We start from the raw sequence: 13,892 nt of genomic DNA, 5'->3' as shown, positions 1-13,892 counted from the left end.
ACACTTCTTTCCGGTTCTTTCCGGGCAAAAGCTCAGGTAAAAGATTGGCATGCTGAAAATTCTCATCATCGAAGACGATAAGCAAGCCGCCGCCTACGTTGCCAAGGGGCTGCGCGAGGTCGGTCACTCTGCAGATCTTGCCGCCGATGGCGAGGAAGGGCTGCAGATGGCGCAGGACAGCCGTTATGACGTGCTGATCGTCGACCGCATGCTGCCGCGCCTGGATGGTCTTGCGATCATCCAGTCCCTGCGCAAGAGCGGTGACCACACGCCCGTGCTGATCCTCTCGGCGCTCGGCCAGGTCGATGACCGGGTGACGGGGCTCAGGGCAGGGGGCGATGACTATCTGCCCAAGCCTTTTGCCTTCACCGAACTGCTGGCCCGTGTCGAGGCGCTGGGGCGCCGGCCTAAGGCGGGTGGTGACAGCGAGACGACCTACCGGGTTGCGGATCTTGAGCTGGACCGCCTTGCCCACCGCTGCACCCGCAGCGGCAAGGACATTCCGCTGCAGCCACGCGAGTTCCGCCTGCTTGAGTATCTGATGCAGCATGCCGGGCAGGTGGTGACGCGCACCATGCTGCTGGAGAATGTCTGGGAATATCACTTCGACCCCCAGACCAACGTGATTGACGTGCATGTGTCCCGGCTGCGGTCCAAGATCGACAAGGATTTTGACGTGCCGCTGCTTCACACTGTCCGTGGTGCGGGATACACGATCCGTGACAGCGCTGGCTAGGCTCATCCGCACGACGGCTTTCAAGCTGTCGCTGCTTTATCTGGCTGTGTTCACCGCGCTGTCCGGGTTTCTGCTCTTCTCCATTTCCAGCAACACCAACACGCTGATCACCGGTCAGGTGGTGCAGACCGTTGATGCGGAAATCGAAGGCCTTGCCGACCAGTTCGCACGCGGCGGCGTCCGGGCGCTGGTTACCGCCATTGACGCCCGCGCGCGCCGTCCTGACGCCAGCATCTATCTTCTCATCGATTTTGCGGGCAATGCGCTCGCCGGGAACATCTCCCGCCTTCCGACGACCGTGCTGGAGGAGGCGGACGGCGGCGTGCGCCGGGTGACCTATTTCCGCCGTGAGGCCGATGGCGAGGTCAACCGGGAAAGCGAGCGGCAGGCCGTTGTCCGGACCTTCGAAATCCCCGGCGGCTTCCGTCTGCTGGTCGGGCGTGATCTGGGGGAGCAGCAGCGTTTCAAGGAAGTGCTGGCCGGGGCCATGCGGGTGTGGCTGCTGGTGGTTCTCGCCATGGCGGGCGTATCGTGGCTCTTTGTCTCGCGCTATGTGCTGCGCCGCATCGACGCCATGGCTGCGACCAGCAACCAGATCATGGAAGGCAATCTGTCCCGCCGCCTGCCCGTCGCCGGAAACGGCGATGAATTCGACCGTCTGGCCCTCAGTCTCAACGGCATGCTGGAGCGGATCGAGCAGCTGATGCAGGGCTTGCGCGATGTGACCGATAACATTGCCCACGATCTCAAGACGCCGCTCACCCGCATGCGCACCCGCATCGAGGCGGCGCTGCGCGATGGCGGAACCGGGACGGACTACCGGCAGGCCATGGAAGAAACGCTTGAAGATTGCGATGGCCTTCTGCGGATCTTCGATGCCCTTCTGCGGATTGCCCGTGTTGAATCCATGTCGCCGGAAGCCGGGCATGACCAGGTCGATCTGAAGCAGGTGGCGCTTGAAGTGGCTGATCTTTATCAGCCCGTCGTCGAGGATGACGGCGGAAGCCTCACTGTCGTGGGGGATGGTGAATTCCAGGCTCTGGCCAACCGCGAGCTTGTCGCCCAGGCGTTGGTCAACCTCATTGAGAATGCTCTGAAATACGGTCAGCCCGAGGATGGACAGCCGCTCGCGATCACCTTAAAGCTCGAACAGGGGCATGACCGGATCGCCATAAGCGTCGCTGACAACGGGCGGGGCATTGAAGAAAAGGATCGCGGGCGTGTTCTGGACCGCTTTGTCCGGCTGGAGGAGAGCCGGACCGAGCCGGGATACGGGCTGGGCCTGAGCCTTGTAAAGGCGATTGCCCGGCTGCATGGCGGCTCCCTTGCACTGGGGGATGCCGGGCCGGGGCTGGTTGCGAGGATTGATCTTCCGGCAGCTCAAGTGGACATGCCGGGAGGCGCAAGACGTGACGACAGAAGCAGGGAAGCTGGAAGCCGGAGCTGAAAAGGGGCCGCTGCGCCATCGCATCAAGGTCGTTCCGCGGCCACAGTCTTCCGAAAGGGCGGAGAGCGTTCTCTCCGATCTGCTGATCCGGGCAGCGGAGGATGCAAGCACCTCGGATCTTGCGGCGTGGCTCGATCAGGATCCTCAACTTCGTGCGTTTCTCGCCGGTGTCTTTGCCAATGCCCCTTATCTGCGCGAGCTCGCCATGGTGCGCCCGCAGCGTTTGCAGCGGGTGCTGGGGGAGGATCTGGAAGGCCTGATCTCCGGCACGATCCATGCTGCACGGGAGGCGCGGCCGGCTGATGAGGCCGGGCTGATGCGCGAGTTGCGCCAGCTCAAGCAGGATCTGGCCCTTGCCGTTGCACTCGCCGACATTGGCGGGGCGATTGACCTTGACGATGTGACGCGCGCGCTGGCCGAACTGGCCGATGCCAGCCTCACCGCCGCCATCCGCCTGTGCCTGCGGGAGCTGGCCGCGCGCGGCAAGTTCTCGCCGCAGGACTTGGACGAGCCGGAAAAAGGCTCCGGCCTCATCGTTCTTGCCATGGGCAAGCACGGTGCCTTCGAGCTGAATTATTCCAGCGATATCGATCTGATCGTCTTCTATGATCCGGAGATTGCGCCGCTGGCAGGAAATGCCGAGGCGCCGGTCGAATTCGTGCGCCTGACCAAGCGGCTGGTGAAGATCATGCAGGAGCGGACGGCGGACGGCTATGTCTTCCGCACCGATCTGCGGCTTCGGCCGGATCCCGGCGCAACGCCTGTGGCCATCTCTGTGCCCGCCGCTCTCGCCTATTACGAAGCGCTGGGGCAGAACTGGGAGCGTGCGGCTCTGATCAAGGCGCGGCCTTGCGCCGGTGACATTCCGGCGGGCGAAGCCTTCCTGCACGAAATCGTGCCCTTTATCTGGCGCAAGTATCTGGACTTTGCCGCCATTGCGGACGTGCATTCCATCAAGCGCCAGATCCACATGCACAAGGGGCACGGCAAGATCGCCGTTGCCGGGCACAATGTGAAGCTGGGCCGGGGCGGCATCCGCGAGGTTGAATTCTTCGTCCAGACCCAGCAGCTGATCGCAGGCGGGCGCAATCCCGAACTGCGCGGGCGGCGCACGCTCGACATGCTCGACCGGCTGGTCGCCTTCAACTGGATCAAGCCTGACACCCGTGATGACCTGAAGGAGGCTTACCGCTTCCTGCGCAAGGTCGAGCATCGCATCCAGATGCTCAATGACGAGCAGACCCACCTGCTGCCGCAACTGGGCGAAGGCCTTCAGCGCGTGGCTTTCCTCGCCGGGTTCGAAGATCTGCCATCCTTCGAGGCCGAGTTGCTGAAACAATTGCAGACCGTGCAGAGGCATTATGCCGGTCTGTTTGAGGATGAGCCGGAGCTGGCGTCGGATCTGGGGAATCTTGTCTTCACCGGCGACGACGATGATCCGGACACGCTGGAAACTCTCTCCCGCCTCGGGTACCGCCAGCCTTCGGATGCGGCGAAGATCATCAAGGCCTGGCATTTCGGCCGCTATCCGGCCATGCGCTCGACCAAGGCACGCGAGCGGCTGACCGAGCTGCATCCGGCGCTGATTTCGGCGCTTGCCCGCAGCGATAATGCGGACGCGGCACTGCGCGCCTTCGACGCGTTTCTGGCCCGTCTGCCGGCGGGCGTGCAGCTTTTCTCCCTGCTGCGCTCCAACCCCCAGCTTCTGCATCTGATGGCAACGGTCATGGGCTCCGCCCCGCGTCTGGCCGAAACGGTGGCACGCCGGGTGCATGTTCTGGACGCCGTGCTGGACCCGGCTTTCTTCGGTGCCATGCCGAGCCGCGAAGAGTTCCGTACCGGTCTTGATCAGACACTTGCCCTTGCCCGTTACTATGAAGAGGCGCTGGACAGGGCGCGTATCTTCGCGCAGGAGCAGCAGTTCCTGATCGGCCTGCGGCTGCTGTCGGACACCCTGTCGGCTGATCAGGTCGGCCATGCTCTGGCCCGGCTGGCCGAAGTGGTGCTGGACCGCATTCTGGCGCGGGTGGTGGACCATGTGGCTGCGTCCCATGGGTATGTGCCGGACGGAGAGTTTGCGCTTCTGTCCATGGGCAAGCTCGGCGGCGAAGAGATGACGGCCAGCTCCGATCTGGATCTCATCCTGCTCTATGAAGTGCCGGAAGATGCCACTGGCTCTGATGGTGCGAGGCCGCTGCCGGTCAGCCAGTACTATATCCGCCTGACCCAGCGGCTTGTAACGGCCCTGTCCGCACCGACGGCGGAAGGCAGCCTCTACGAGGTGGATTTCCGCCTGCGCCCCTCCGGCAATGCCGGTCCGCTGGCGACCAGCATCACCGCCTTTGAAACCTATCAGCGCAACGACGCCTGGACATGGGAGCATATGGCGCTGACCCGGGCGCGCGTGCTGACCAGCTCGTCGGCAGCCTTCTCCGCCAAAGTCACCGCCTTCCTGCAGGAAATCCTCTGCCGCCCGCGCGAGGCACAGAAAATTGCCGCTGACGTTGCATCCATGCGCGGGCGTATCGAGAAGGAGAAGGGCACAAAGGACATCTGGGACCTCAAGCAGGTGGCTGGCGGGCTCGTCGATATCGAGTTCATCGCCCAGTATCTGCAGCTGGTGCATGGCCACGCCCATCCTGAGGTTCTGGCTCAGAACACGGAGATTGCCCTTGGCCGGGCGCTGGAACTCGGGCTGCTCAATGCAGACGACGCGGGCGGGCTCTTGCAGGCGCTACGGCTCTATCACCGCTTGACACAGATCCTGCGCATGACGCTGACAGGCAAGTTCCAGCCGGTCGAGGCGCCGGGCGGCGTGCTCGCGCTGCTGCTCAACGCAGCGGCCGCACCCGATCTCGCCCGTCTTGAGGTGGAGCTGGCCGAGACACAGGCCAATGTCCGCAGCATCTTCGAAAGGCTGGTCGGCCCGGTCAAGCCGGACTGACATCCTCTCTTTCTTGAATGAAGAAGAAAAAACCCCGGGATGCGCTTCGGTGCATCCCGGGATTTTTTGTTTCAGGAAGCTGTTCCTGCTTCACGCGGCCACGGCGTCCTGCGTCAAAGGCAGTGTGAAGGAGACGGTGGTGCCCTGACCCGGAACGGAGTCGATCATCATGGCGCCGCCCTGCATTTCGATCAGCGACCGGGCGATGGCGAGGCCGAGGCCCGAGCCCTTGTGCGTCTTGGTGAACTGGTTCTCCACCTGGACGAAAGGCTTGGCGAGCCGTTCCACATCCGACTTGCGGATGCCGATGCCTGTGTCCGTGACTTCGATCCGGGCAAATCCGTCCGCGGTCGTGGCCTTGAGGCGCACCTCGCCGTGGTCCGGGGTGAACTTGATGCCGTTGGACAGGAGGTTCAGCAGCACCTGCTTGAAGGCGCGGCGGTCGGCGGTGATGTCGAGCCCGTCCTCGACTTCGCAGGTAACCTCGATGTCCTTCTCCTGTGCCGGGGCGCGGATGATGCGCACGGCTTCCTCGATCACCGACTGGGCGTCGAAGGGCGTCATGCTCATGTCCATGCGGCCGGCTTCGATCTTCGACATGTCGAGGATGTCGTTGATTACGTTCAGCAGGTAGGTGCCGCTTTCGTAGATGTCGCGGCAGTATTCTGCATAGCGCTCCGAGCCGATGGGGCCGAACATGGCCTTGTCCATGATGTCGGAGAAACCGATGATAGCGTTCAGCGGCGTGCGCAGTTCATGCGAGATATTGGCCAGGAACTCGGACTTCGCGCGGTTTGCGTTCTCCGCGTTGGTCTTTTCCTGGGCGTATTTGTCGGCCAGTTCCACCAGCTGCTGCGCCTGCATTTCCAGCGTCTGGCGCGACTTGCGCAGGTCAGAAACGGTGGCCATCAGGCGCCGCTCGCTTTCCATCAGCCGCTCTTCCTGCCGCTTCAGCGGGGTAATGTCCGTACCCACCGACACGAAGCCGCCGTCCTTGGTGCGCCGTTCGGAGATCTGCAGCCAGCGGCCGTCGTCCAGCTGCGCTTCATAAGCAGTGTTGCTGCCCGGGATCAGCGTGGAGGGCAGGGACGGTACGGTCTTGATGTGCGAATTGCGCGCCGCTTCCATTACGGTTGTGTAGGGCGTGCCGGGGCGCACCACCGCGTCGGGCAGATTATGCAGCGACTGGTAGTTCGAGTTGCAGATCACCAGCTCGTTGTCCGAGTTCCACAGCACGAAGGCTTCGGAGATCGTCTCGATGGCGTCGCGCAGGCGGAGGTCGGCGGTGCGGCCCTGCTCGGCAAGCTGATGCTGCTCTGTCACGTCGATGCAGATGCCGATCAGATGCGGCTCATGGCGGCCCGGCTCGGTCTGGACTTCGCCACGGGCCCGCAGCCACACCCAGGAGCCGTTTGCGTGGCGCATACGGAACATGCGGTCCACGGTCGTCTCGCCATCCGCCAGCAGGCTTTCGGCCAGAGCGTAGAGGTTGATATCTTCCGGGTGCGTCAGGTCGGAGATCTCGGCAAAGCCAAGGATATCGTCCTTCGGCTCGCGGCCGAGCAGATGGTAGAGGGAGGCAGACCAGAAGATCCGTCCGCGCGACAGATCCCAGTCAAACAGGCCGCAGCGGCCATGGGTCAGGGCCGTGTCGATGCGGCTGCGGGTGGCGGCGTAGATTTCGTCAGCCTGCTCGGCGCGGGTGGCTTGCGCAAAGAAGCCGTAGATCATCACCAGCAGAACCGTCGATGTGCCGACGAAGAGAGTGACATTGGTCGATACATCCGAGCGCCATCCGGCAAAAAGCTGATCTTCGGGCTGCATCACGGCAACCATGCCCAGCCGTCCGGCCAGATGATGCACGGTGGCCAGAGCGGCCTCGTCGCTGCCCTTGTTGATCGTGAGCACTCCGGCGCGGGCGCCAAACACCGTCAGCGGCTGCGAAGGGCCGAACAGGTCGGCAATCATCGTGCCTTCCAGCTCGGGACGCATCGGGGAGGAGGCGACGATCTGGCCTTCCGGATCGGTCAGCAGGATCTGGCGGCCTTCGCTGGTGGCGCCTGCCGGCAGGGCGTCGGCCAGCACACGCTGCAGCGCGGTCCGGTAGCCCACTTCCGGCATGGCGCTTTCCTCGCTGACGAGCCGCGACGACAGGACGGAGGCGATCAGCGCGATCTTGTCGCGCGCCTGCTGCTCGGTTTCCTGATAGGCGAATGTCAGCTCCAGCACGCGGTAGAGCGCAAGGCTGGCAATGAAGACGAGGCAAAGCGCCGGGATCAGGCGGCGGAACAGGGGTTCGGTCCGCAGCAGCCGCTGATAGGTTGGCTGCGCCAGAAGCCGGATATGCCCCGTCAGGGAGTTGGCGGCCTTGTTGGATCCAGTGATTTGGGCAAGGCGTCGCATGGACGCGCTGCCGGCAAAAGCCCGCGCCATCGGCAAGGTCCCGATTGTGGTGAATTTCATTGATCCGGTAATTGGTTACGTCCGAATCAATTGCATTTGAATCCAGCTTTAATGGTTTGTCCAGATGCAAAATGAAAAAAATGGTTAACGCCAGAGGCTTGGCAAAACCCCTGGCGTTAACCTCTTCCGGTGCGATTTTTGTGCTGCTCAGGCGAGGCAGCGTTCCACGATGTCGCTGCAATCGCGCGACAGGCCCGGCTGCGCTGCAATGGACTTCAGCGCTGCTTCGGCAAGAGCCGCGCGGCCCGGCTCATAGGCCTTCCACGAGCGGAACACCGTCAAGAGCCTTGCGGCCACCTGCGGGTTCTTCGGGTCCAGCCGCTTGATTGCCTCTGCGGCAAAAATGAATCCGGCCCCGTCTGCCCTTGCAAATTGCGACTGGTTTCCGGTGGTAAAGGCGCCGATCAGCGCGCGCACCCTGTTGGGGTTGAACCAGTCGAAGGCGGCATGGTGGGTGAGGCTGTCGGTCGTGGTCAGTGCGGAAGGATGCGGCCGCGTGGCCTGCACGGTGAACCATTTGTCCATCGCCAGAGCATGGCCCCCATGCCGCGCCTCGAAACTGAACAGCGCCTCTTCGGCCGCCGGCAGCCCTTCGTGAACGGCCGCCGTCAGGGCCGCCAGATGGTCGGTCATGTTCCCGGCGCTGCGCACGGCACGGGCCACAAGCTCCGCAGCTTCCGGCAGCCCGGAAGCTGCGGCATAGCTCAGGCACAGGCCTTTCAGGGCGCGCTGTCCGGCGCTGGCGGCATCCGGGCGGAAGGGGCCGCTGTCATCCAGCCGGATCACCATATCCGCAAGACGTGCCCCATGCTGACGGCCGATGGCCTGGCGCAAGGTCTTGCGTGCGGCAAGGATCGCGTCCGTATCCACGTTGCTGCCGATGTCGCGGGCAAGGTCTGCCTCGCCCGGCAGGGCCAGGATCTGCGCGCGGAAGGCATGGTCCAGGTCCTCGTTGCCCAGAACGTCTCCCAGCGCATTCACCAGAGCCATGTCGCAGGTGAGCGTGCCGCCCCGGCGGGCCTCCTCGTAAAGCCGCATCAGTTCGCGCGTTGCCAGATCCTGCCCGGCCTGCCAGCGGTTGAAGGGATCGCTGTCCTTGCGCAGCATCATCAGCAGATCGGCCGGTGTCAGCCCCGCCTCCAGCTTCACCGGCGCGGAGAAGCCGCGCAGCAGCGAGGGCAGGGGCTTTTCGAAGATGCCTTCAAAGGTGAAGCTCTGCCGCTGTTCCGTCAGAACCAGCACGCCTTCCGGGCCGCCATCCCGCCGCTCAAGCGGCAGGTCCCTGCCATCGGGTCCGATGAGGCTGAAGCTGACCGGAATTTCGAATGCATTGCACCCGGCATCCTGCGCCGCCTGTGCGAGTTCCTGCGTGAAGGTCAGGGTCAGGCGCCCTGTTGCCGCATCGTGATGAACATCTGCCCGCAGGCGCGGTGTGCCGGGATGGTCGTACCAGCGGGCAAATTGCGTCAGGTCCCGGCCCGAGGCCCCGGCGAAGCAGGCGATGAATTCCTCGATGGTTGCCGCCGTCCCGTCATGCCGCTCCACATAGAGATCAAATCCCTTGCGGAACGCCTCGGCCCCCAGCAGGGTCTTGAGCATACGGATGATCTCTGCGCCCTTTTCATAGACCGTCGCCGTGTAGAAGTTGTTGATTTCCTTGTAGGCGCGCGGCCGCACAGGGTGGGCGAGGGGGCCGGCATCCTCCGGAAACTGATGCGAGCGCAGCAGCCGCACATCGGCGATGCGCTTCACCGGGCGCGAGCGCATGTCCGAGCTGAATTCCTGATCCCGGAACACGGTCAGCCCTTCCTTGAGGCACAGCTGGAACCAGTCGCGGCAGGTGATGCGGTTGCCGGTCCAGTTGTGGAAATACTCGTGCGCGATCACGGCTTCCACGTGGGCATAGTCCTGATCGGTCGCCGTTTCCTCATCGGCCAGAACGTATTTGTCGTTGAAGATGTTGAGACCCTTGTTCTCCATCGCGCCCATGTTGAAATCCGAGACGGCGACGATGTTGAAGACATCAAGGTCATATTCGAGGCCGAAAACCTCCTCGTCCCAGATCATGGAACGGCGCAGGCTGTCCATGGCCCAGCCGCACATGTGCTCCTTGCCGGGCTCAACATAGATGCCCAGTTCCACCGCGCGGCCCGAGCGGGTGGTGAAGGTCTCCGTGAGCCGGGCGAGCTTGCCCGCGACCAGCGCAAATAGATAGGCGGGCTTGGGGTGCGGGTCATGCCACACCGCATAGTGACGGCCGGTGCCTTTGATCCGCCCGTGTTCCAACGGGTTGCCGTTGCCCAGCAGCACCGGCGCCTCGGCCTCATTGGCCTCGATCCGGGTGGTGTAGATGCTCAGCACATCCGGCCGGTCGAGGAAATAGGTGATGCGGCGGAAGCCTTCGGCCTCGCACTGGGTGCAGTAGGTGCCGGAGGACCGGTAAAGCCCCATCAGCGTGCTGTTGGCCTCCGGGTTTAGGCAGGTCACGAATGTGAGGGTGAAGGGCGCCTGCGGCGTCTGCTTCAGTTCAAAGCGGCTGGGCGAAGCCTCGTAGCTGTCCTTGTCCAGAGGCTCGCCATTCAGATACACCTCCAGCAGCGCGAGGCCATCACCGTCCAGAACGAGGGCGCTGCGATTCTGGCTGGAAGGCTCGATTTCCAGCGTGGCTGTTATGCGCGTGTCATGCGGTGCCAGATGCACATCCAGCGAAATGCGGGGAATCTGGAACTCGGGCGCCCGGTAGTCTTCGAGGCGTATGATGGCGTTTTCCTGCGATGACATGGGGCACTCCTGAAGGCTGACTGGATGCCTGTTCAAACAGACCCGGCGGCCGCTTGCAACCCCGTGAAAAAGCGAAGGCACCGCCCGCTGCTGGTTTGCATCTGTCAGGCCGCAGATTGTGGTGATTGCACCCGTGCGCCCAAGGCGCTACGCAGGGTCTGGCAATTGTTGTTGAGGAGATTCCATCGTGGGCGCACCGCTCGAAGGTCTCAAGGTACTGGAACTTGCACGCATTCTGGCAGGCCCCTGGGCCGGGCAGACGCTGGCAGACCTTGGCGCGGATGTGATCAAGGTGGAAAGCCCCGCCGGCGACGACACGCGCACGTGGGGGCCTCCCTTCCTGACCGGTACGGATGGCGAGCCGTCCGATGCGGCCTATTACCATGCCTGCAACCGCGGCAAGCGCTCCATCACGGCGGATTTCACCACGGCGGAGGGGCAGGCGCTGGTGCGCCGCCTTGCGCAGGATGCGGACATTCTCATCGAGAATTTCAAGGTCGGCGGCCTCGTGAAATACGGGCTGGACTATGACAGCCTGAAAGCGGTCAACCCGCGGCTGATCTATTGCTCCATCACCGGCTTCGGTCAGGATGGGCCTTATGCCCACCGGGCCGGTTATGACTTCATGATCCAGGGTACGGGCGGGCTCATGGACCTCACGGGAGACCGGGACGGCGAACCGCAGAAGGTCGGGGTCGCGATTGCCGACATCTTCACCGGCGTCTACGGCGTCATCGGAATTCTGGCAGCGCTCCGCCGCCGCGACATGACCGGTGAGGGCGAGCATGTGGACATGGCGCTTCTGGACACGCAGGTGGCGGTGCTGGCCAATCAGGCGGAGAATTACTTCATCTCCGGCAAGGCGCCGCGCCGCCTGGGCAATGCCCATCCCAACATCGTGCCCTATCAGGTGTTCCCTTCCAGCGACGGGCACCTGATCATCGCCTGCGGCAATGATGGCCAGTTCCAGCGCCTGTGCGGCATCCTCGGCTGCCCGCAGTTTGCCACAGATCCGGCCTATGCCACCAACGCAGGCCGCGTTGCCGGGCGCGATGTGCTGGTACCGCAGCTGGCGGATCTCACGGCACGGTTCACGCGGGATGATCTTCTGGCAGCGCTTGAGACGGCAGGCGTTCCCGCCGGTCCGATCAACACGGTCGCCGATGTCTTCGAGGACCCTCAGGTTCTGCACCGCCAGCTCAAGGTGGACCTACCGGCCACCCATGTTGCCGCCGGTTCCGTGCCTTCGGTGCGTACGCCCATCCGCTTCCGCAATGCGGAGCTGTCCCTTAAAACGGCCGCTCCGGGCCTTGGCGAGCATACAGCCTCCGTCCTTGCAGAAATCGGCTGGGAAAGGGGCAGATAGGCGCCGTCACATTTGCATTGCCGGGCAAGGCGGGACAAGGATGTCGGGCACCTGAGAGCGGGGCAGGTGTCTAAGGTGTTTGGAGGACGATGCGGAATTGAACATCTTCCGGATTTTTGGCGGCAGACGGCGCAACTTTGCCCTGACCCGCATCGTGAGCTTCAGCTTCGGGCTTCTGATGGCCTCAGGCATGGCGCTTGTGCTCTTTATGTCCGTGAAGGCCAATTTCGAGAACACATTCTCCCTGCTCAACGACAAGGCGATCCTGACCATCCAGAGCATGGAGCGGCAGGTTCGCGGCCATCTTGATCAGGTCGAGGATGCAGCGGTTGCGCTGAAACAGTTGTTTGACGATGGAAAGATCAAGCCGGAGCCAAGCGATCAGACGCTGGCTGATCTCAGCGCCGCTGTTGCCGCCAACGGCCGCCTTTCCGTGATCGTCATCCGGGATCTGCGCGGTAACAGGTTCGGTATTTTCAAGGCTGAGAACGGCAAGATCTGGCCTTTCAAGGAGGCCGCTGACGTTCCGGGCCGCGCGCCTGACAGCCTGCCGCGGCTGGAGCCATCGTCCCGCCCGGTCTGGGGGCAGCTGGTCACCCATCCAACCGGTGTCTACGCAAATGTAACTGTCCCTCTGCTGAGCGATGGGGAGACTGTCGGCTATCTGACGGCGGCAACGTCGCTCGCCAGCATAGGCGAGGCCGTGAAGGCGCTGGATGAAGGGCCGGACACCACGACTTTCGTCGTCACATCCGAGGGCCAGGTTCTGGTGCACTCCGACCAGCATCTGCTGATCACCGGTGCGGCCCCGGCCACTGCGCCTCCTGCCAGCCTGGAGGAATTCGGCGATCCTGTCCTGTCCGGAGTCGCTACGGGTCAACGCTATCCGACATTCCAGCGTGCCGCAGACCTTGGCATCGAAGTGCTCGGTGTGGAGGCGGCGGCGCAGGAGTTCATCGTCATGCGGGTGCCCGTCACCGGCTACAGTCCGGAGCCCTGGATCATCGGCCAGTATTTCCGCGCAACATCCGTCTCGCGGGAAATTCAAAGGGTCTCCGGCTCCGCGCTTGTCGGCGTTGCCGCCATCATCATCGGCGTTCTGATTGCAGTCTGGCTTGGCCGCCGCGTTGCCCGGCCTCTCCGGCTGCTGGCTGCCCAGTCGGAGCATGTGGGCCGTCTGGCGCTTGATGAGGTCACCCCGCTGCCGCGCAGCCGCGTCAAGGAGGTCGATCAGGTCGCGCTGGCCTTCAATGCCATGGTGATCGGCCTCAAGGCCATGAACACCTATGTGCCGCGGTCCCTGTTCCGCAAGCTCATGCGGATTGGCCTGGAGCAGGCGGCGCTTGCGCGTGAGGCGGAGCTGAGCATCCTGTTCACCGACATCATGGGCTTCACGTCCCTGTCCGAGAGCCTGACGGCTTCGGAGACGGCAGCCATGCTGAACGAGCACTTCGCCATTCTTGTTGCCGCCGTCGAGGAGGAGGGCGGCACTGTCGACAAGTTCATCGGTGATGGCATGATGGCCTTCTGGGGTGCGCCGGATGCGCGGGAGGATCACGCTCTGGCTGCCGCCCGTACAGCCCAGAAGATCGGGCAGGCAATCATGGAGCAGAACCGGCAGCGCAGGGAAAAGGGGCTGGTCCCGGTTCGTGTGCGCGTCGGCCTTCATTCCGGGCCGGTCGTGGTCGGCAACGTCGGGGCTCAGGACCGCTGGAACTACACGATTGTCGGAGATGCGGTGAACGTTTGCGAAAGGCTGCAGTCGCTGGGGCGTGAGTTCGCCGGGACGGAGGATGTGATCGTTCTGCTCAGCAACGCCACCGTCCGGCAGCTCCCTGAGGGGGCTTGTGTCGAGCGCGTCGGAAACCAGCAGCTGCGCGGCCGCAGCGGGGATGTGGAAGTCTGGAAACTGGACCTGCACGGGCCGGTTCTTGCTGCCCGTCCGGCCAAAGGCGCATCGGCCGCCGAATAAGTCCCCGTCAGCACTGCATTTCTCCGGATCATCAACGCCTGTCTCTTGCCGCCGGGTATTCTGTGCGGATAGGCTGAACATGTGATAGCCGTCACGGAAGCGGCATGACTTCCCTATACCGTTATGAACACAGGTATTACGGGAGCAGGCATGCCGTGCGGCAGGCGGCCTTCGTGTGCAGCA

The 13,892-nt window shown here is 63.5% G+C and carries 7 protein-coding genes; 5 read left to right on the top strand and 2 right to left on the bottom strand.

The window, feature by feature from the left end; all coding sequences use genetic code 11:
- Nucleotides 1-49 precede the first annotated feature (49 nt).
- From H163_RS0101230 to H163_RS0101220, 3 genes are read left to right on the top strand one after another with little or no spacing between them, the layout of a single operon-like run.
- Nucleotides 50-736 carry a winged helix-turn-helix domain-containing protein gene (locus H163_RS0101230; RefSeq protein WP_019962717.1) on the top strand — a complete coding sequence of 229 codons (687 nt, stop codon included), beginning with the start codon at nucleotides 50-52 and terminating at the stop codon, nucleotides 734-736.
- The gene (locus H163_RS0101225; protein WP_019962716.1) at nucleotides 720-2,183 is read left to right on the top strand and encodes a sensor histidine kinase; all 1,464 of its coding nucleotides are present in this window, start codon (nucleotides 720-722) and stop codon (nucleotides 2,181-2,183) included. The genes H163_RS0101230 and H163_RS0101225 overlap by 17 nt, the downstream gene beginning before the upstream one ends.
- Nucleotides 2,146-5,127: a bifunctional [glutamine synthetase] adenylyltransferase/[glutamine synthetase]-adenylyl-L-tyrosine phosphorylase gene (locus H163_RS0101220; RefSeq protein WP_019962715.1), complete on the top strand. Its 2,982-nt coding sequence runs from the start codon at nucleotides 2,146-2,148 to the stop codon at nucleotides 5,125-5,127. The genes H163_RS0101225 and H163_RS0101220 overlap by 38 nt, the downstream gene beginning before the upstream one ends.
- Before the next feature lie 90 nt (nucleotides 5,128-5,217).
- On the opposite strand, the gene H163_RS0101215 is transcribed toward H163_RS0101220, so the two are convergent.
- Both H163_RS0101215 and pepN read right to left on the bottom strand, forming a co-directional pair.
- A complete protein-coding gene (locus H163_RS0101215) occupies nucleotides 5,218-7,530 on the bottom strand; it encodes an ATP-binding protein (protein ID WP_244296068.1) in 2,313 nt (770 codons plus the stop codon).
- 207 nt (nucleotides 7,531-7,737) lie between these two features.
- Nucleotides 7,738-10,371 (bottom strand): aminopeptidase N, encoded by a 2,634-nt coding sequence (gene pepN, locus H163_RS0101210; protein ID WP_019962713.1) that lies wholly within the window; start codon nucleotides 10,369-10,371, stop codon nucleotides 7,738-7,740.
- Between the two features lie 187 nt (nucleotides 10,372-10,558).
- Here pepN and H163_RS0101205 point away from each other — a divergent pair, with 187 nt between their 5' ends.
- Nucleotides 10,559-11,737 carry a CaiB/BaiF CoA transferase family protein gene (locus H163_RS0101205; RefSeq protein ID WP_019962712.1) on the top strand — a complete coding sequence of 393 codons (1,179 nt, stop codon included), beginning with the start codon at nucleotides 10,559-10,561 and terminating at the stop codon, nucleotides 11,735-11,737.
- 97 nt (nucleotides 11,738-11,834) lie between these two features.
- On the top strand, nucleotides 11,835-13,709 hold the full coding sequence (locus H163_RS0101200; protein ID WP_208975286.1) for an adenylate/guanylate cyclase domain-containing protein: 1,875 nt from the start codon (nucleotides 11,835-11,837) through the stop codon (nucleotides 13,707-13,709).
- The last annotated feature ends 183 nt before the right edge of the window (nucleotides 13,710-13,892 follow it).

Origin of the sequence: Pannonibacter phragmitetus DSM 14782, assembly GCF_000382365.1 — a bacterium.
GTDB classification, from domain to species: Bacteria; Pseudomonadota; Alphaproteobacteria; order Rhizobiales; family Stappiaceae; genus Pannonibacter; species Pannonibacter phragmitetus.
The sequence above is the reverse complement of the archived record's forward strand: the minus strand, read 5'-3'. Positions and strand labels throughout refer to the sequence as shown.